The following is a 19,651-nucleotide window of genomic DNA, read 5'->3' as shown; positions in this document are numbered from 1 at the left end:
CAAAGGACTGGTCATGACCAAAACACTGTACGCAGAGTTCACCGTCAAAGAAGGCAGTGAAAACCGCGTGGCGGAGATGATGGCAACGCTTGCGGAGCACGTTCGTAAAGAACCGGGAAACGTGACGTTCCTGCCCTATACGCGTGAAACCAATCCGCGGGAGTACTTCGTCTTCGAGGTATACCGGGACGAACAGGCCTTTCAGGATCACATCGTTGCCGAGTACGGCCGGGAGTTCAATGCCGAACTTGCCGATCATATAGAAGGTGACGGTTCTGTCCTGACCTGGCTGAAGCCACTGGCGTAACCGGGCAACAAACCCAAGGAAGGCGGCCGGCGAGAGCCGGCCGCCTTCCTTGCTATGCGTGGCGTATTACTTCTTGCCGGGAAGGAACATCGATCCTTCCACGGGGGTTACGGTGAGGGATTTCAGCTGCGCTGTTCCACCCTCGGCGAAGAGTGCCACCTTGTCAGCCCCGGCGTTCGGGAAGACTTGATCGGTGATGGTCCGGAGACCGTCCCCGGAGAAGACTTCCACCGAGGAGCGGTCCACATACACCTGCAAGGTGACGTTGCCCTTCTTGTCCAAAGTGATGGGGGCGTCCTCAACAGAGGCGAATGCCGGGTGGAACGTGGTGTTACCCGAGTTTGTGCGGTCAACGAAGATCTTTCCGGTGGCGGAGTCGTAGCCGATGACGGTGGAAGAGTTACCGTCGCCCAGTACAGTGATGCCGGATTTTGCCGCCGTGCCGGGTGCGAACGTGATGTCTACTCGCTGGACCTGGCCGGAAGCAGCAGCCGGCAGCGGTGTTGTGCCCACCTTGATGACGCCGCCCTTCTTATCCGTGTAGCTGGGCTTCTTTGCGAGCTTGTCCACTTGCTTGACTACCTTTTGGGCAAGGCGTGGTCCATTGGGTGTTTGCGTCAACTGCACTTCGCGGGGCAGCGACATAGCGCTGCGCCAAGGGTTGGTGGGAATGTTATTCGCGTAATCCCAATTGTTCATCCAGCCCAGCATGACCCGCTTGCCCTCGGGCATGTTGGAGAAGGAAACTGCCGCATAGTAATCGCGTCCGTAGTCCAGCCAGTCGTAAGCTTCCAGCCGGGACTGCGCTGCTGTGGAACTGGCCGTGAACTCATCCGCGAGGATGTGTCCCCAGCCGAATCTGTTGTTATCTACAACCTTGATGTTCGCCTGCTGGCCAGCGAATTCCTTGACATCCCAGGAAGCCCAATCCAGAGTTTCACTGTCGCTACCGGTGGCTGTACGCACAACTTGTCCGTTGACAACCAAGTTCACCGTTTCTTCATCAGATCTGGGGACGGCGGCCGTGTCAGTGAGCATCACGTGGTCGAGGGTCAGATGTCCCCACCCGCCTGTGGCTTCGTCAACGATCCTCAGTTGTGCGTTCTGTCCCGCGAACTCTGAAACATCCCAGCCCTTCCAGTTCAGTAGTCCCGAGTTGTCACCCGCCAGGGATCGGACCACGTTGCCGTTGACCAACAGTTGGGCGGCCAAGGTCTGACCCGAGTCTGCCGCACGGTTGCCGCCTCCCACCAGCATGGACATGAAGTCCTTTGTGATGAGGAATTCGGGGGAGGTCAGGGTGCCCTGGCGGTCATCACCGGGGACGGCACCGGTTTCAAAGGTGTTGATTCGCTTGGCGCCGAGGTAATAGTCCCCACCGCTGGTGGCTGGCTGGAAGTTGGGGGTCAGGTCTCCTGTCCCGGTCCAGCCTGCATCAGCCAACGATGTGCCATCGGGAACCTCAAAGCCGTCAAACTTCAGCTCTCCCGGGGGCGGGGTGTTGTCCAGTTTGTCGGAAACGCGCGGGTGCTTGCCGCCGCCGACGAGGAAATTCAGGTAGTCATCGGTCACGGTGAACGTTGGTGACTGTAGGGACCCAAGCGGCCAGTCGCCGTCGTTGAATGAATTGATCAGTCCTGTTCCGCCGAATCCGGTGACCGGGCTCTGGCCGGGCAGGGAACCGGCCGCCGGGGCGTCACCGAAAGGACCGTTCTTCCAGTTTCCTGGTTCGTTATTCAACGTCCAGCCGTTGTAGCTGCCGTCGTTGAAGCCGGCCAGCACAGCGCCGGCCGGTGCTTCGGCTACTGGTTCTGTGGTTTCGGAGGTGAACGTGGTTCCGTCGAAGTTGCCCACGAAGTACTGTCCGGCCGATCCACCCGCGACGCCGCCAGGGTTGATGTCGACCACCATGACCCACTTGATGTTGTTCGTATCCCCATCCACTGCCAGCGGGAACAAGTCAGGACATTCCCACTGGCCGCCGGTTGCATTGGCAGGGCCGAATTCGCTGAGGGCAGTCCAGTCTTTGAGGTTGTTGGACTTGTAGAGGAGAACCTTGTGATCCTGGGATTCCACTGTTGTCATGACCCAGTAGCCACCGCCGGACGGGTTGTCATACCAGAAGACTTTCGGGTCCCGGAAGTTGGCTGAATTGCGGTTCAGCACAGGGTTCCCTGAATATTTGGTCCACGTCTTTCCGTCATCCAAGCTGTAGGCCAATGACTGCGCCTGCAGGCCGCGGTGCGGGGAGGGCTCCTTGTAGGCGCTGGTATAGATGGCTACCAGCGGCGGGTTTTCCTTGGTCCCGAAGCCCGTGGTGTTGTCCTTATCAACCACAATGCTGCCGGAGAACACGTCCTCCTGCGCATCGGTGGACAGGGCCAGGGGCTGCTCCTCCCAGTGGACCAAATCCTTGGAGGTCGCGTGACCCCAGGACATATTTCCCCACGTGTTGCCGGAGGGATTGTGCTGGTAGAACAGGTGATAGACACCTTTGTGGAAAACCATCCCGTTGGGATCGTTCATCCAATTCTTTGCTGGTGTGTAGTGGTATGCCGGTCGAAACTGCTCACTGCCCACTTCCGATGCCGCAGAGGCCGGCGCAACGCCGGCCATGATGCCCGAAAGCGTCAATCCCGCCAGCGTCAACGCAGACGTCGCCGCCCGCATCCTACTGATAGTGGATTTCGTCATTGTTCTCCTCGTTCGCACTTCATTGCGCGCGCCTACCCCCATTTAGACAACGTTGTCAGTGGTTGAAAAGCTACGATAAATCCAGCGGACAAGTCAACGGTTTTGGCGAACGACATCGTTGTCCGCGGAGCTCAGTTACGCGGTCGGAGACAGCCCTAAACCGAAACGGCCCCCGGCACAAGGGCGGCGTCGAAGAACGCGCGCTCCAGACGCACCGCTTCGGCGAAAGTGGCAGCAACGCGCTCGCGCGCAGCGGCGTCGGAAGGCTCGACGGCGTCGAACTCGTCGCGCAGCCACGTCACCCACGCGTTGTACTCCGGATTGTTGTGGAGGCGGATCCACTCGGCGTGCTTTGCTTGGGCGGGCCAGTCCGTGGGGTCGCCAGCGCGGGCTGCCCAGTCTCCATAGAGCCACTCAGCAACCAGCAACACTGCCAGGACCTCCGGGTAGGAACGGGTGGCGAGGGCGCTGCGCATCAGGTTGTCGAAATCCCGGGTGACGGATCCCAACGCGGGCGCGGTTCGGTCCATCTCCGGAACGTCCAGTTCATTGAAGCAGTCCTGGAAGTACGTATTCTCATCCGATGCGAAAGCTCCCAGAACCCGGGCAAACACCAACCGCGAAGGGAGTGCGGGTGCGGATGCAACGGCCTGGCCCAAGAGGGCTGTGAAGGCATCGCAGAACTGGTAATCCTGGACGAGATAGCGGCGCAGGTTCTCATCAGAAAGGGAACCGTCCAGCAGTTGGTCCACGAACGGATGGTTGACGGCGGCGTCCCAGTCCGCGGCGCACTTGGTCCTGAGTTCAAAGGCAAAGCCCACGGTAATTCCTCCTGAAGTGTCAGCATTGGGAGCCTAGCAGCGTAAGGCTCAGGAGAGGTGGTGGTTACGCTATGGTGCCGGTCCGGGTGCCAGCGTAGGCTCTGGCCATGACGAACGAGCGCGCATCGAAGACGATCGTGGTTGGCTATGACGGATCCGAAGAATCACACCGCGCTGTCCAATGGGCTGCCAGGCATGCGATCCTGCGGGACTGTGCCCTTCAGATTGTGCACTGTTCCTTATGGGTCCTGCTGTCGAATAACAGGGGTCCCGTCCCTGGTGTTGCCGATAGCGGCCTGGAACGAGCTGCCCAGAAAATCCTCGAAGAGGGTTTGGCACTCGCGAAGGAGACGGTCCCGGGTCTGGAGATTAGCACCACCTTGTTGCACGGAATGCCTCGCGATCATCTGGCCCACGTTTCGGCGGGGAGTGAGATGTTGGTGCTCGGAAGCCGGGGCCTTGGCGGCTTCATGGGCTTGCTGGTGGGCTCCGTCAGTTTGGAGATGGCTGCAACCGCGGACTGCCCGGTGGCAGTGATCCGTGCAGATGACCATCCGGAAGGACCGGTACTGCTTGCCGTTGACGACTCGGGATCGGCGGCAGCCCTGGACGACGCCTGCCTATTCGCAGCAGCAACAGGGGCCGAGCTCAGGATCGTTCACGTCCTGCACGAGCCCGAGGGGTACCGGCGGTTGCGTGAACCGGTGGAATCGTACCCCGATGCTGAAGCGATGCTTGATGCTGTGCTGAGCCGGGCGCGACACAAAGCCCCCGGAATCACTGTGGGCGGAGAGCTGCTCGTTGACACTTCGTTCTCCCGTGCCGTGGTCAAAGCGTCACAGGGCGCACGCATCACAGTGGTGGGGACCAAAGGACACGGACTGGTCAAAGGCACCATCGGTTCCACGGCCCACGCTGTGCTCCACCACGCCCACAGCCCCGTGATGGTTTCCCGTCGCAAGGCCACCTCCGAGGTTACGTAGGATTCTTCCCCGGGACTGCGGAGCTTGTTCATTTTTGGAGGCCCTCACAGGGACTCCCTCCCGGGATGAACCGGATCTATGGTGAATGACATGGATAATCGGGCGGAAGTACGCGAATTTCTGATCTCCCGGCGTGCCCATGTGGCCCCGGAGCAGGTGGGGCTGCCTACGGGATCCAACCGGCGGGTCAAGGGGTTGCGCCGCAGCGAAGTGGCCACCCTTGCCGGGCTGAGCGTTGAGTACTACACCCGCTTGGAACGCGGTGCCATCAGCGGCGCCTCTCCGCAGGTCCTCGAAAGCATCGCCCGGGCGCTGAACCTGGACGACGCCGAGCGCGCCCATCTTTTCGATCTTGCGCATGCGGCCAGTCCCGTTGCCCGGCCACCGCGGCGTCGAAATTCAAAGTCGTACGTTCCCCATGAGAGCCTCCAGTGGGCATTGGACGCTGTCACGGCCGGACCCGCGTTTGTCCGGAATGGCAGGATGGACTTGCTGGCCGTAAACCCCTTGGCCCGCGCCTTTTACAAGGATTGCTACGACATGCCGGGTCAAGCGCCCAACATTGCGCGCTTTACCTTCCTGGACCAACGCGCGCATGAGTTCTATCCGGACTGGGACGCCTTCGCGGAGGTGACCGTCTCTATTCTCCGCACGGAGGCCGGACGCGACCCGCATAACAAGGAACTGCACGATCTCATCGGCGAGCTCAGCACCCGCAGTGACGAATTCCGCACTCGCTGGGGCGCGCACAACGTCCGGCACCACGGCACTGGTTTCAAGACGTTCAATCATCCCGTGGTGGGCGAAATGACACTCGCCTTCGAAGGTTTGGAGATGGCGGCCGAGCCCGGACTGACCCTGACCATCTACGCAGCTGAACCCGGATCGCCGTCGTCGGAGCGCCTGCAGCTCCTCGCGTCCTGGGCGGCCAGCGAATACGGCCAAGGCGTCCAGGCGGCGTCGGAAAACGCCCGAACGGACAGCTGACTGCAGAACAAGCGAGACTCAGCGGCTGACTTCTACGCGGACCTCTTGGCCGTCGAAGCGCGAAAGCTCTTCCCGTGAGGCGTCGTAGCGGCCCAGGTGGATTGTCTGGTCCGAAAATCCGATGCCGGAGGCATCGTAGTAGAAACCGAGGTTTCCCCAGGGGACAAAGTAGATCAAGTCGCCATCCTCGGGGTCGGACCCGGGAGAGCCTTCATGTCGGAGGGGCCTGGGCAGGTCCGCGATCTTCTCCCGGCCGGCGAACTCCTGTACCTACTACGCTGCCAGGGGTGGCGGGGCTGGATTTTTCGCTGGGGTTCGATGTTGCGTCGGGGCGGGAGGCATCACTGCAACTGACCAGTGGCATGGCCAGCGTCAGGCCGAGCAGCAGAATTCCCGCCTTGTGTCGCTTCATGCCAGAGCACCTTCCTTCCGGTCTTTAAGCATCAGCATTGTTAGCGGAACAAAGTAGAGCGCGGCAATCGCTGTCCCCACCAGCACCGGACCCGTGGCGCCAAGCGCGGACTGCAAGGCGTACCCGGCCATCCACGATCCCACGGCCGTGCCGAGGTTGAACGCTGAGGTGCTCAGTGCCGAGGCCAGGGTAGGGGCGTGGCCGGCGTAGCCAACAGCTTTCCCAATCAGAATCGGGTTGGTGGCCATTCCGAAGAGCCCTAGCAGGAAGATCAGCGCGACCGTCACCACGGCGTAGTGGGAGAACAATGAAAGCGCGCCTAACACCAGGAAGGTCATGCCCGCCGAGATGAACAGGGCAGGGTAGGGGTGGTGTGCGCCGAAGTGACCTCCCAGATTGGAGCCGATGAAAGCTCCCACCCCGTACGCCACCAGAACCAACGGCACTGCGGAAGCGGCCAATCCCGTGTTCTCTGTAAGCAGCGGAGAGATGAAGCTGTAGGCAGCCAGGGATGAACCGCACACGATCGCGCAGCCAGCCAGGACAAGCCAAACCCGCGCGTCACGCATGCTGGCAAGCTCTGCCCTAACCGATGGAGCGAGCCCGGATTCCGGGCCACTTGGGAGCAGCCGGTACACCACAACCGCCCCCGCCAGTGCCAGAACAGCCAGAGCCCAGAACGGGCCACGCCAACCAATGACATGACCGGCGAACGCACCAAGTGGGACACCTACAACGTTGGCAAGCATGCCACCACCCAAAACAACTCCCAGTGCCCGGGACGCCGAAGCAGCACCTGCGGCTTTTGCGCCCACGACGGCGGCTACCGCCCAGAAAGCGCCCGTCGCCAAAGCCGTGACGAACCGGGCCACCAAGATCAATGTGAAATCGGAAGTCAGGGCCACCACCACGTGGCCCACGGCAAAGACCACCAGTGCCAGGCTCAGCGTCAACCGGCGGGGCAGCTTGAGCGTGAGGATGGACATGGTGGGGGTGCCGACGATCATGCCCACTGCGAAGATCGTGATCATGAGGCCGGCGCTGGCCACGGACACCCCAAGATCGGCTGCTATCTGAGGCAGTATCCCCGCAACAATGAACTCGGTAGTTCCCATGAGAAACACACCCGCGGCCAGGACATAGGTCACCAACGGCAAACGCCGGGTTCTGGTGGTGGAAATAGTGGCGGTCATGACTCCAGAACATCAGTCTTTTGGAGCGTTAGGGAGTCCCGCTTGAGGGAGGTCCTCTGAGGGACTCCCTCGCCTGGGGCCCGCGAATTGGGCACCCGTTGGATGACCGACGTTATATTGTCGGTGGCTGCTGACATGGTTTATTCATGGAGCGGAATCGGGAAAGTCGAGTCGGTGCGGTGGCGGCGGATGCGCTTGTTCCTGCCTCTGTTCCTGCCTCTGTTCCTGCCGGGCTGGCAGTTGCTGTCTCGGCTGGCAGTGTTTGTGGTGACTTGATTGAGCAGTTGCGGGTGTTGGAGGGGATGAAGTCGGCCATCACCGCACTGCAAGCCCAGATTGCTGTGGCTTTTGATCTTGCGCAGCGTGCTGAGCAGGCTGAGGCTGGTGTTCCTGCCTCGGAGCGGGGGCAGGGGGTGGGTGCTCAGGTGGCGTTGGCGCGGCGGGAGTCTCCGAATCGTGGGTCACGTTTGCTGGGGTTTGCGAAGGCTCTTGTGATGGAGATGCCGCACACGTTGGCGGCGTTGAATTCGGGGTTGTTGAATGAGTGGCGGGCCACGCTTCTGGTGAGAGAAACAGCGTGCCTGAGTGCTGAGGACCGGTGTGCTGTGGATGAGGAACTCGCCCCGGATACCGGGACCTTTGAGGGGAAGGGTGATCGGGCGATCGTTGCGGCGGCGAAAGCTGCCGCGTACCGTCGGGACCCGCGATCAGTCGCAGGGCGTGCCAGCCGTGCTGCTGCGGAGCGGACCGTGAGTCTGCGTCCTGCGCCGGACACGATGACGTACCTGACCGCGCTGTTGCCGGTGGCCCAAGGAGTGGCGGTGTATGCGGCGTTGAGCCGGGCGGCTGATTCGGCGCGTTCGTGCGGCGACGCTGGGTCTGGTGATGTGGCGGGGTCCGATGTGGTTGTCCGGACCCGTGGCCAGGTCATGGCCGATACGTTGGTCGAACGCGTCACTGGAACCCCGGGCGGGTTTTCGGGGATTAACTTGGATTTGGTCATGACAGACCGCGCCCTGTTCCAAGGCGACAGCGAGCCAGCACGGCTTCAGGGGTACGGAATCGTCCCGGCCGAATGGGGACGGGAACTAGTCGCACAGGGTCCGGGCGGCAGTTCACGTCGGAAGCTCGGTTCCGGACGGTCAGCGGGGGCGGCCCAGACAACACGGGCCGAGGCAGCGGGGGCGGCCCAAGTAGCCCGGGGCCAGGAGCTTGATGTTTGGCTTCGCCGGCTCTACACAGCGCCGGTTACGGGAGAGCTCCTGGCCACCGATTCCAAGGCCAGGCTCTTCACCGGCAGGCTTCGGCGTTTCATTGAAATCCGCGACGATACCTGCCGTACGCCCTACTGCGATGCGCCCATTCGACACATTGACCATGTGGTTCCGTGGCGCTCCGGTGGCAAAACCAACCTTGCGAACAGTGCCGGGCTCTGCGAAGCCTGCAACCACACCAAAGAAAACCCCGGCTGGAGCACCAAAACCAAACCCGGGCTCGTGGATACCGACGTCCATACCTTGGAAATCAGCACCCCCACCGGGCACACTTACCAATCCAAGGCCCCACCATTGCCAGGACACCACCCGTCCAGAACGTAAAGCGCTTCTCGGGGATGATCCTCTATTCTTCGGCGAAGTCCCCGGCATCCCTGCGGAAGGTGCCGAGTACGCGGATGAGGTGATCGACGTCGTCGGGTCCGAAGCCTGACTTGCCGAAAACCTCGGCGTTGAGCGCCGCCGTCGCTTTTTTGGCGAGGGTTCTGCCCTCTGCGGTGAGCTCAATCAGGGTGGTGCGTCCGTCTGTTGGGTGCGGTGAACGGGCCACCAAGGCGGCCTTTTCCAAGCGGTCGACGGCGTTGGTCACCGAGGTGGGATGGACCTGCAGGAGTGCACTGGCTTTGTTCATGGGCAGCGCGCCGCTGCGGGCAAAACTCAGCAAGGCCAACAGCTCGTAGCGTGCGAAGGTCAGCCCAAAGGGTTTGAGCACCGTTTCGATGCGCGCGAGCAGAATCTGTTGCGTGCGCATGATGGCGGTGATGGCGGCCATGGGCGCGGCGACATCGCCCCACCCATGCCGTTCCCAATTGCGCTGGGCGTCGGCGATGGGATCGCGGGGGAGTGGCGTGCCCATGGGCCTCCTTTGGTTGCTTGCTTGGCCTACTGCTTGCTTGGTCTAGTGTTGAGTTGGCTAGTCTTTCAGATTCGGGAACTCTTCCTCTGTGTATTCCACTCCCAATCCGGAGGGCAGCGGACCGTCACCGTGCCTGGCTACTTCCGTCCCGCGCAGTTCAACGCGCCGGATCTTGCCCGAGATCGTCTTGGGCAGTTCGCCGAATTCCAGCCGCCGGATGCGTTTGAACGGCGCCAAATGCTCGCGGCAGTACTTGAGGATGTCCTCGGCCACCGCGGGTCCGGCTTCGTAGCCCGCGGCCAGCACCACGAACGCCTTGGGCACTGACAGTTTCACTGCATCAGGCGAAGGCACGACGGCGGCTTCCGCCACTGCGGGGTGTTCGATCAGGACGCTTTCGAGTTCGAAAGGCGACAACCGGTAGTCGGAGGATTTGAAGACGTCGTCATCCCGGCCGACGTAGGTGATGACGCCGTCGGAGTCCCTGCTGGCCATGTCGCCGGTGTGATAGTAGCCATCGCGGAAAGCTTCGGCTGTCTTGGCTTCATCTCCGAAGTAGCTCTTCATGAGTCCCACGGGCCGGGGGTCCAAGCGCAAGCAGAGCTCGCCGTCGTCGGCTTCCTTCCCGGTGAGCGGGTCAACCAGCACCACGTCGTACCCGGGGAGCGGCCGCCCCATGGAACCGATCTTCACCGGTTGGTCAGGAGTGTTGGCGATCTGGACCGTTGACTCGGTCTGGCCGAAACCATCCCGGATAGTGACGCCCCAAGCCTTCTCCACTTGGCCGATCACCTCGGCGTTCAGGGGCTCACCGGCTGAAACAACCTTCCGAGGCGGGGTGGTGAGTTGAGTGAGGTCCGCTTGGATCAGCATGCGCCACACGGTGGGCGGGGCACAGAAACTGGTGACCCCTTCCCTGCCCATTTGGTTCATGAGGGCGGCGGCATCGAAGCGTTCATAGTTGTAGATGAAGACTGTGGCCTCGGCGATCCACGGCGTGAAGACGTTGGACCAGGCGTGCTTCGCCCAGCCGGGGGAAGCAACGTTCAGGTGGACATCACCAGGTTCCAGACCGATCCAATACATGGTGGACAAATGGCCCACGGGGTAGGACGTGTGGGTGTGCTCCACCAGCTTTGCCCGCGAAGTGGTGCCGGAAGTGAAGTAGAGGAGCAGTGTCTCGTCGGCGCGAGTGGGGGCGTCGGGCGTAAAGTCCGTGCCGGCGTCGTATGAATCTGCGTATTGTTTCGCCTCTGCGCTGGACCTCTCGGAGCCGACCTCGATCAATGTGTAGCCGCCCGCGACGTCGGCGAACTTGCCGATGTTGGCACTTCCCACGGACACCCAGCTGGCTCCGCCGCGCTCCACACGATCCTGGAGATCGCGGGCGCCCATGAGGGTGGTGGTGGGGATCATGACGATCCCCAGTTTTATGCCGGCCAGCATGAGTTCCCAGAGCTCAACCTGATTGCCGAGCATGATGATCATATGGTCGCCGCGCTTGACGCCTTGGCTTCGGAGCCAAGTGGCCACCTGCGACGAACGCTCTGACAAGTCCCTGTAGCTGCGTCGTGTTGAACTGCCGTCCTGTTCTACGATGACGAGCGCCGGCTTGCCGCCGCGATCCTCGTCTGCCGCGATTTGATCAAACCAGTCGAGGGCGAAGTTGAACTCCTCAAAGCGTGGCCACTGGAACTCGGCGTGAGCCAGTTTGTAGTCTTCGCGTAGTTCCAGCAGCCTGTCGCGGGCCGCACGGAACTCTTCTGTGACTGTCATAGTCCGCCTTTCGCCTTCGGGATTCCCTGTCGCCTTCGCCAAAGCATCCCGCCTAGTGATCCACATCACCTTGCAATATACTAGGACATCCAAGGGTTTGGAAGAGCCTATGCGGGACATGACGAAGGGGTCTAATGCTCGACGAAAAAGCTGCCGGCACTGTTACCAACAGCGCGGCATCGACACGCGTACTGCCTCCTTATCCGGAGGCGGACTTGATGCACGTCATTGACCTGCTGCCTCCGGAGGAGCGCACGCGGTACCTGGAAATCAGGGAGTTCCTCCAAACACGGATCCGGGCCGCGAGCATTGAGTACTGGAACCGCGAGGAGTTCCCTTTCGGGTTGCTGGCCGACATGGCCAAGTATGGGCTGGGCGGGCTGCAAACGGACGGTTCCACCAAGCTGTTCAAGGGCCTCATGTATACCGAGGTGGCCCGGGCGGACGTGTCCCTTTCGGCGTTGGTGGGCATTCACAACGAGCTGATTGTCGGCATGATCGACGAGCTCGGATCGCCTGAGCAGAAGCGCAAGTGGCTCCCCGGACTGGAGGCTTTCACCCAGCTGGGCGCCTTCGCCTTGACCGAACCGGACCACGGCTCGGACATTGCCGGGGGACTCTCGACGACGGCGCGACGCGACGGCGGCGAATGGGTCATCAACGGTGCCAAGCGCTGGATCGGGGCCGGCACGATCGCGGACTTTGCGTTGGTGTGGGCTCGTGACGAATCCGACGGCCACATTAAGGGCTTCATCGTGGAGACGGACCGCCCCGGGTACTCGGCCACCAAGATCTCCCACAAGATCGGCCTGCGCATCATGCAGAATGCTGACATCGTGTTGGACCAGGTGCGCATTCCTTTGGAGAGCCTCCTGCCGGGAGCTACGGAGTTCTCCCGCGCCAACGAACTCTTGCGCGACTCCCGGGCATGGGTGGGATGGCAGGCTGCAGGCATTCAGTTGGCCACCTTCGACATCGCCCGTGCCTACGCTTTGGAGCGCAAGCAATTCGGCAAGGAATTGGCGCGCTTCCAGCTCGTTCAGCAGCAGTTGGCTGACATCCTGGGCAACGCCAACGCATCATTGTCCATGATGGTGGAATTGGCGCGGATCCAGCAGGCCGGGAAGCTCGAAATGGTGCAGGCCGCCATGTGCAAAGCCACCACCACCCGGCTCGCCCGTTCGTCCGTGGCGATGGGCCGTTCGCTGCTGGGCGGGAACGGGATCACCACGGACTACGAGATGGCCAAACTCTTTGGTGATGCCGAGATCCTGTACACGTATGAGGGCAGCTACGAGATCAACTCCATGATCGTGGCCCGCGCGGTGACCGGGAAATCGGCGTTCGTTTAACTCCGGCGTTCGACCAACTCCTACGCTACGAGCTTTGGGTGACCACTTGCGGGGATTCCTCGGGCGCCACCAACGCCGCGTGCTCGGCCAGGACTCCGGTTTTGTGCCTGATGCGGAGGCGGTAGAGGAGCGTTCCGCCAATCATGACTGTGCCAACAAAGATGACGCCGCCCCATTGGAGGTACCACTCGAACGGTGGAACCGAGTTGTAGATCTCCGAGCGCGGCCACACAAGGTTCAGCGTCATTGCGCCACCCCACAGGACCGCGAGGATGTTCACGGGGAGGCCCCACTTGCCCAGGCTGAACCCCGGTTCTGACCCATCATCCTTCAGGGGCCACTTCTTCAGGAATCGGCGCCGCAGCATCGGCACGGTGACCAGCAGGTAGGACAGGTAGATCAGGACGATGCTGATGCTGGAAAGAATGGTGAAGATAGCAGGCTGGGAGATGTTGACGATCAGCGGAATGACCGCCACTACGCCGATCACGATTGCCGCCACAGTGGGGGTTTTCCGGGTGGGATGCACTTTGCTGAGCTGACGACTGAAGGGAAGGTTGTTGTCCCTGGCCATGGCAAACATCATCCGGATGGCTGCTGCATGCACGGCCAGCGTGCAGACCACCACAGCTACCACGATGCAGGCCAGGAAGGCCTTGCCGAACGGGCCACCCAGTACTGAAAGCACAATGTACTGCAGCCCACCATCAGCGGCTCCGAGCTTGGGATCGGAAAGATCGGGTGCGGCCAGGATTCCGCCCAGCAGGAGCAGCCCTCCCAAAAGGAAGGAAGCGGTGACAGCACGCAGGATCGCCCTGGGAGCGGTCTTCTTAGGGTCTTTGGTTTCTTCGCCCAAGGAGCTCGCGGTATCGAAGCCGTACATGACGTAACCGGAAGCCATGGCGGCAATGAGGAACACTCCCAGGAAGCCCATGGGGTGCTCTTCACCGAATCCAGCGGTATCCAGCAGGACTTCCGGTCCTCGGACGGAGTGCCAGATAAGCGCGGCAATGAGCAGGACGGCAGCAACCAGTTCCACGAACACGCCCACGCTGTTGATCATGGTCATGAGTTTCACGCCGAACGCGTTGATGAGCGTGGAAATACCGATCATGATGCTGGCCAGGATGACACCGTTGACGGCGAAATCGTAAGGACCCGTTCCATCGCCCACCAACTGGAAGCCGCTCCAGATCTGGGGCAGGGTTATTTGAAGGGCCAAGGCGACGGACCCCAAAGCCATGATGGAGGACAGCAGAAGCAACCAGCCCGCCAGCCAGGCCCAGGTTCCGGTGGAAAGCCTCTTGGCCCAGTTGTACACCGATCCGGCCACCGGGTAGCGGCCGGCCAGTTCTGCAAAACACAGGGCGACCATCAGCTGGCCGACGAAGACAATGGGCCACGACCACGCATAGGCGGGTCCCGCCGTCGAGAATCCGAAGTAAAACAGTTGAAAAACGCCGGTGAGGATGGAGATGTAACTGACGCCGGCGGCGAAGCTGGCAAACTTACCGATGCTGCGGTCCAGGGTTTGGGCGTAGCCAAACTCGTCCATACCGCTTGCATCGCTCTTGCAGGGTCCTGTTTTGCTGGGTTCTAACATTCGAACTCCTAATTCAGACATGCATGAATGGTGATAGCCCGCGGCCGCCATTGGACGCAGTGGATATCAAAGCCGGGCACCACGGTGTGCCTCAGGCTGTTTCCCCCATTTGTTGTTGCGTAGGTCTAAAAAGCAGGGTGCCTGTTCAGGCGAGGGACAAGCTGAAGTCCGCCTCCGTCGTCGTAGTTTCATCTGATCGGCTGGTACCTAGATCGGCCTTGATGAAATCGGCACAGCGCTCGCCGATCATCATCACTGTGATGTTGGGGTTCACCGTGACGTGCTCCGGCATGACGGAGGCGTCTGCCACACGCAGGCCGGTAACACCCTTGACCCGCAGCTGGGGATCCAGGGGTGACATGTGGTCGTCCAATGGTCCCATTCGGACTGTGCCGACGGGGTGGTACACGGTGTTATGCGTTTTGCGGATGTAGTCCTGCAACTCTTCGTCGCTCTGTGCCTCGATCCCGGGCGAGAGCTCCCGTCCGGCCCATTCAGCCATGGCCGGCTGCGCCGCGATCTCCCGCGCCTTTCGGATGCCGGCAACCATGACGCGCATGTCATGGCCCTCCGGATCGGTGAAGTAGCGGGGGTCCACCATGGGCTTGTCACGGAAGTCCCGGCTCCGGAGCCTCACGGTTCCGCGCGAACGGGCGTGCGTGACGTTCGGAGTGAGGCTGAAACCGTTCTCCGTGGTGGGGTAGCCGTAGCGCAGAGTGTTCATGTCGAAGGGTACGGAGCCGTAGTGCATCATCAGGTCCGGGCGGTCCAGGCCCTCCTCGGTGGGAGTGAAGATGCCGATTTCCCACCACTGGGTGGAGGTCTTAACCATGGGTTGCTTGGCCTCAAACTGCACCACGCCTTCAGGGTGGTCCTGCAGGTGCTCGCCCACGCCGGGGGAATCCACCAGGACCTCGATGCCATGCTGCTCCAAGTGAAGGGCAGGGCCTATGCCGGAAAGCATGAGCAGCTTGGGGGAATCGATGGCACCGGTGGACAGGATGACTTCCCGTTGTGCTGACAGCCTGTGCGTCCGGCCGAAGGCCGAATCCACAACGTCGACGCCGGTGCAGCGCTTGTCCGCATCGAACACCAGTTGGCGGGCCCTCAGGCCGGTCAGCAGCGTGAAGTTCTCGCGATCCATGATGGGGTGGATGTAGGAGACGGAACTCGAAGATCGGGTCCCATCCGCGCGGCGGTTGATCTGGAAGAAGTTGGCCCCGTTGATCACCGTGGTGCCGTCGTTGAACTTCGCTCGAGGAATACCGGTCTGTTCACAAGCGTCCAGGAGCGCGACGCCGGCGGGATCGTTCGGAGGAACGTTCATTAAATGCACCGGCCCGTCGTGGCCATGGTGCGGAGCTTCCGGTCCGGCGTCCTCATTGGTTTCCAGGCGCTGGTACAAAGGCCACGCGGCAGCAGCGTTCCAGCCCGTGGCACCGTACTTCGACTCCCACTCATCCAGATCTTCGCGGGGAGCCCAGAAAGCGATGCAGGAGTTGTGGCTGGAACAGCCACCCATCACCTTGGCGCGGGCGTGGCGCATGAAAGAGTTGCCGTTTTCCTGCGGTTCCACCGGATAGTCCCAGTCATACCCGGATTCCAGCAGTTCCATCCATCGGTCCAGCTGCAGGATCTCCGGCAGATTCCGGTCATCCGGGCCGGCTTCCACCAAAGCCACGGTGACGGCAGGGTCCTCACTCAGCCGGGCCGCCACGGCAGCTCCGGCAGACCCTCCGCCAATGACGACGTAATCGAACCCGCGCTCGCTGAGGTTCTCAATATTGTCCACGTGCATCTAGTTCTCCTTGCCGTGACCAGCGAACCAGCCGGTCACCTGAGGGTTGGTGTTCTGGTAGATGTGCTTGGCTTCCTGGTATTCACCCAGTCCGGTGGGGCCGAGTTCGCGGCCGACGCCGGACTGGCCGAAGCCGCCCCACTCGGCCTGCGGGAGGTAAGGGTGGTAGTCGTTGATCCACACCGTGCCGTGCCGCAAACGGCCCGCGACCCGCTGGGCTTTGCCGGCATCCTGGGTCCAGACTGCGCCTGCGAGTCCGTAGATGGTGTCGTTGGCGGTGGCCACGGCTTCGTCTTCCGTGCGGAAGGTTTCCACTGTCACCACCGGGCCAAAGGCTTCGTCGATCACTACCGACATTCCCCGTTCAACGCGGTCCAGGACGGTTGGCTGGTAGTAGAAACCGGCGTCGAACTTTTCGCCTACAGGCGCTGCGCCGCCACACCGCAGCCGCGCACCTTCGGCCACGCCGCGCTGGACGTAGGCGTCTACCTTCTCGCGGTGGGCAGCGGAAATCAGCGGTCCGGTTTCGGCGGACTCATCGAACGGGCCGCCGATGCGGATGCCCTGAGCCTTGCGGACCAGCTCGTCCACGAAGCGCTCGGCGATGGATTCCTCCACCACCAGCCGCGCCCCGGCGGAGCAGACCTGGCCTGAGTGCACAAAGGCGCCGTTCAGCGCATTGTCGACGGCGGCGTCGAAGTCGGCGTCAGCGAAGATGACATTGGGGTTCTTGCCGCCAAGTTCCAGCGCTACCTTCTTAACAGTCCCTGCTGCAGCTGCGGCGATGCGTTTTCCGGTTTCCAGGCCACCAGTGAAGGAGACCAAATCAATGTCGGGGTGCTCCGTGAGTGGCACGCCTGCTTTTGCGCCGGGGCCGGTTACCAGGTTGGCTACGCCGTCCGGCAGGCCCAGATCCTTCAGCAACTGCATGGCAAGGATGGCGGTTGACGGGGTCAGCTCGGCGGGCTTCAGGACGAAGGTGCAACCCGCGGCCAGCGCCGGTGCGATCTTCCATGCGGCCTGCAGCAGCGGGTAGTTCCACGGGGTGATAAGGCCGCAGACGCCGACGGGCTCGTAGACGATTCTGCTCACGACGGCGGGGTCCCCGGCGTCCACCACCCGACCCGCCGACTGCCCGGCGAGGCGTCCGAAGTATTCGAAGCAGGCAGCGATGTCGTCCATGTCGATGCGGCTTTCGATGATGCGCTTGCCGGTGTCCAGGGATTCTGCGCGGGCGAACTTTTCCCGGCGTTCACGCAGTTCCGCGGCCACCTTCAGCAGGAATGCGCCGCGCTCGGGAGCGGGGACCGAGGACCAGACGCCGGAGTCGAAGGCTGCACGGGCTGCGGAAATGGCGCGTTCGGCATCCTCTCGTCCGGCTTCTGAGACTGTGGCGACCAGTTCGCCGTCGGCCGGGTTGTGGATTTCGCGCACCGCGCCGGAAGCGGCCGGTTCCCACGCGCCGTTGATGAAGAGTGTGGAGGCGGAATCGGAAAATGTGGCTTGGGTCATACGAAGCAGGCTAATGCACTTTGAACATCTGTTCAAGGAAAAATATGAACAAATGTTCAAAGTGACGTACCCATCCCTGCTCCCGGACGCTACGAACTACTGACATGAAAAAGCTCGGACTCCGGACCAAAGGCCCCGAAACCATGGCAGCGTTGGCAGGCGTGGTGTCAGCCGCCGTCGTGCTCGCCGTCGCCGAGCTGATCGGCGCATTCTTCACGGCGAGGGCAACCCCGGTGTTTGCGCTGGGATCCACGTTCATCGACTTCACCCCACCGTGGATGAAGGACTTTGCCATAGCCACGTTCGGCACCAATGACAAAGCAGCGCTGTTTGTGGGCATGGGCCTGACCATCGCTCTGCTGGCCTGTGTTCTAGGGATTGTGGCCTACAAGAAGTGGGCCCTGGGTGTCCTGGGCGTGCTGTTCATGGGCGCCGTAATTGTTGCCGCCGTCCTGACCCGCGCCGGGGTGGGACTCGCCGACGCCATCCCCTCGGTCCTGGGAACCGTCGCCGGACTCGTCGTCCTGCGTCTCCTCATAAGGCCTTTGTGGGGGCTGAAAGCATGGCCGGAAGCCCCGGCTGACCTAGCCGCCGACGCTGACAACCAGGCAGGCGGCGCCGGTACCAGCCGCCGTCGTTTCTTCGCCGCCGCCGGCATCACCGCCGTCGCTGCCGGAATCGCTGCCACCGGTGGGCGGCTGCTGGGCGCCGCGCGCAACAATGTTGCGCAGGCCCGGGATGCACTCCGCTTGCCCGCGCCCATCAAGGCGGCGCCCCCTGTTCCGGCGGGAGTCCAGTCCCCGGTTGCGGGAGTTTTCCCCTGGCTGACGCCCAACAACGAGTTCTACCGCATTGATACAGCCCTGAGCGTCCCTGAAATCAACGTCAATGACTGGGAACTGCGGGTGCACGGAATGGTGGAGGAAGAAGTCACCCTCACCTTCCAGGACCTGCTCGACGCCGATCTGATCGAATCGCACGTCACCCTCACCTGCGTGTCCAACCCGGTGGGCGGAAAGCTTGCCGGAAACGCCAAATGGCTGGGCATGCCCCTCCGCGAAGTTTTGGCCATGGCCAAACCGAAGGAAGGCGCGGACATGGTGCTTTCAACATCCATTGACGGCTTCAGCGCCTCCACTCCGCTGGAAGTCCTGCAGGATGACCGCGATGCCATGCTGGCCATCGGCATGAATGATGAGCCGCTTCCTGTAGAGCACGGATACCCCGTGCGGATGGTGGTTCCGGGCTTGTACGGCTTTGTCTCCGCCACCAAATGGGTAGTGGACCTGGAAGTCACCCGCTTCGCGGACAGCAAGGCTTACTGGACTGAACGCGGCTGGTCGGAGCGCGGCCCCATCAAGACCATGGCACGCGTAGACGTACCCAAATCCTTTGCCAAGTTCCCGCCAGGCAAGATTGCGGTGGGCGGCACAGCCTGGGCGCAGACGCGGGGAATCACCAAGGTGGAAGTACAGATTGACGACGGCGACTGGGTGGAAGCAACCCTTTCCACCGAGGCCTCCACCGTCACCTGGCGCCAGTGGTCCTACGAATGGGACGCCACACCCGGCATCCACTACGTCAAGGCCCGCGCCACCGACGCCACCGGCGAAACCCAAACGGAAAAGCGCGCCGATCCCGTACCTGACGGCGCCTCGGGCTGGCCGTCGGTGATGGTGACGGTGGAGTAGCTGTTCAGCCTTGTTCTTTCGATCGGGGCCTCCCACCGACGGTGTTCCGCACTGAAGGAAGCGGGACGGGAAAGTGTGTAGCGTTTAGGGCACCTTCACCGGGCAGTTTTGCGGGCGGGTCTTACGGGAATTCTGGTTTCGCAGAGTGACGCGAATTTTGATGAGCGTTATTTGGGATTGCATGTTGGCTGGTGGAGGACCGGCTTACGGGACGACTTGCGGCTGGCCTCTGAGGGAGAATTAGCCGTCGGGAATGGTTGTCTATTGCCCAACCAAACTCGTGGGCTCGGCCAAGGTTCCGTTTGTAGTAGTTTGTGAACAAGCAGCTATGCGACTGATTTTCAGAAAGTTCCGAGTGGAGCGGTCTTCTTGACCCGTTGCGACGACGACCG

16 protein-coding genes are annotated in these 19,651 nt (G+C 61.9%); 6 read left to right on the top strand and 10 right to left on the bottom strand.

The annotated features are described in order from the left end of the window. Positions 1–13 precede the first annotated feature (13 nt). Positions 14–307, top strand: a complete 294-nt coding sequence (locus tag BACI9J_RS18715; protein WP_159735690.1) for a putative quinol monooxygenase — start codon at positions 14–16, stop codon at positions 305–307. Between the two features lie 66 nt (positions 308–373). Here the strand turns inward: BACI9J_RS18715 and BACI9J_RS18710 are convergent, their stop codons facing one another. Both BACI9J_RS18710 and BACI9J_RS18705 read right to left on the bottom strand, forming a co-directional pair. After that, on the bottom strand, positions 374–2,977 hold the full coding sequence (locus BACI9J_RS18710) for a GH32 C-terminal domain-containing protein (RefSeq protein WP_159736556.1): 2,604 nt from the start codon (positions 2,975–2,977) through the stop codon (positions 374–376). Between the two features lie 179 nt (positions 2,978–3,156). Then, the gene (locus BACI9J_RS18705) at positions 3,157–3,822 is read right to left on the bottom strand and encodes a TenA family protein (RefSeq protein ID WP_159735689.1); all 666 of its coding nucleotides are present in this window, start codon (positions 3,820–3,822) and stop codon (positions 3,157–3,159) included. A gap of 107 nt (positions 3,823–3,929) precedes the next feature. On the opposite strand from BACI9J_RS18705, the gene BACI9J_RS18700 reads away from it, so the two are divergent. Both BACI9J_RS18700 and BACI9J_RS18695 read left to right on the top strand, forming a co-directional pair. After that, positions 3,930–4,805: a universal stress protein gene (locus tag BACI9J_RS18700; protein WP_159735688.1), complete on the top strand. Its 876-nt coding sequence runs from the start codon at positions 3,930–3,932 to the stop codon at positions 4,803–4,805. Between the two features lie 90 nt (positions 4,806–4,895). Beyond that, a complete protein-coding gene (locus tag BACI9J_RS18695) occupies positions 4,896–5,792 on the top strand; it encodes a helix-turn-helix transcriptional regulator (protein ID WP_159735687.1) in 897 nt (298 codons plus the stop codon). An 18-nt stretch (positions 5,793–5,810) separates the two neighbouring features. On the opposite strand, the gene BACI9J_RS18690 is transcribed toward BACI9J_RS18695, so the two are convergent. The 3 genes from BACI9J_RS18690 to BACI9J_RS18680 are packed head-to-tail and all read right to left on the bottom strand — an operon-like array spanning position 5,811 to position 7,397. After that, positions 5,811–6,026: a cyclophilin-like fold protein gene (locus BACI9J_RS18690; RefSeq protein ID WP_236558866.1), complete on the bottom strand. Its 216-nt coding sequence runs from the start codon at positions 6,024–6,026 to the stop codon at positions 5,811–5,813. Beyond that, positions 6,004–6,204, bottom strand: a complete 201-nt coding sequence (locus tag BACI9J_RS18685) for a hypothetical protein (protein ID WP_159735686.1) — start codon at positions 6,202–6,204, stop codon at positions 6,004–6,006. Before BACI9J_RS18685 ends, BACI9J_RS18690 begins: the two co-directional genes overlap by 23 nt. Next, positions 6,201–7,397, bottom strand: coding sequence for an MFS transporter (locus BACI9J_RS18680; protein WP_159735685.1), 1,197 nt, complete (start codon positions 7,395–7,397; stop codon positions 6,201–6,203). The genes BACI9J_RS18685 and BACI9J_RS18680 overlap by 4 nt, the downstream gene beginning before the upstream one ends. A 146-nt stretch (positions 7,398–7,543) precedes the next feature. Here BACI9J_RS18680 and BACI9J_RS18675 point away from each other — a divergent pair, with 146 nt between their 5' ends. Next, positions 7,544–8,995 carry an HNH endonuclease gene (locus tag BACI9J_RS18675; RefSeq protein WP_159735684.1) on the top strand — a complete coding sequence of 484 codons (1,452 nt, stop codon included), beginning with the start codon at positions 7,544–7,546 and terminating at the stop codon, positions 8,993–8,995. 22 nt (positions 8,996–9,017) lie between these two features. On the opposite strand, the gene BACI9J_RS18670 is transcribed toward BACI9J_RS18675, so the two are convergent. Next, positions 9,018–9,527, bottom strand: coding sequence for a MarR family winged helix-turn-helix transcriptional regulator (locus BACI9J_RS18670; protein ID WP_159735683.1), 510 nt, complete (start codon positions 9,525–9,527; stop codon positions 9,018–9,020). Positions 9,528–9,584: 57 nt separating this feature from the next. Continuing rightward, entirely contained in the window at positions 9,585–11,303 is a 1,719-nt protein-coding gene (locus tag BACI9J_RS18665; RefSeq protein ID WP_159735682.1) for an AMP-binding protein, read from the bottom strand. 134 nt (positions 11,304–11,437) lie between these two features. On the opposite strand from BACI9J_RS18665, the gene BACI9J_RS18660 reads away from it, so the two are divergent. Next, a complete protein-coding gene (locus BACI9J_RS18660; RefSeq protein WP_159735681.1) occupies positions 11,438–12,655 on the top strand; it encodes an acyl-CoA dehydrogenase family protein in 1,218 nt (405 codons plus the stop codon). A gap of 25 nt (positions 12,656–12,680) precedes the next feature. Here the strand turns inward: BACI9J_RS18660 and BACI9J_RS18655 are convergent, their stop codons facing one another. The 3 genes from BACI9J_RS18655 to BACI9J_RS18645 all read right to left on the bottom strand — a co-directional run bounded on the left by BACI9J_RS18655 (position 12,681) and on the right by BACI9J_RS18645 (position 17,568). Then, entirely contained in the window at positions 12,681–14,258 is a 1,578-nt protein-coding gene (locus tag BACI9J_RS18655) for an APC family permease (protein WP_159735680.1), read from the bottom strand. Positions 14,259–14,403: 145 nt separating this feature from the next. Then, on the bottom strand, positions 14,404–16,056 hold the full coding sequence (locus BACI9J_RS18650; protein ID WP_159735679.1) for a GMC family oxidoreductase: 1,653 nt from the start codon (positions 16,054–16,056) through the stop codon (positions 14,404–14,406). Next, the gene (locus tag BACI9J_RS18645) at positions 16,057–17,568 is read right to left on the bottom strand and encodes an aldehyde dehydrogenase family protein (protein ID WP_159735678.1); all 1,512 of its coding nucleotides are present in this window, start codon (positions 17,566–17,568) and stop codon (positions 16,057–16,059) included. 104 nt (positions 17,569–17,672) lie between these two features. Between BACI9J_RS18645 and BACI9J_RS18640 the strand changes: the two genes are divergently transcribed. Beyond that, complete coding sequence (locus BACI9J_RS18640; RefSeq protein WP_236558762.1) at positions 17,673–19,259, top strand: molybdopterin-dependent oxidoreductase; 1,587 nt, start codon at positions 17,673–17,675, stop codon at positions 19,257–19,259. Positions 19,260–19,651: the final 392 nt, after the last annotated feature.

Origin of the sequence: Arthrobacter sp. 9V, from assembly GCF_902506065.1 — a bacterium.
In the GTDB taxonomy this organism is placed as follows: Bacteria; Actinomycetota; Actinomycetes; order Actinomycetales; family Micrococcaceae; genus Arthrobacter.
This window is presented reverse-complemented; position numbering and strand designations above follow the sequence as displayed.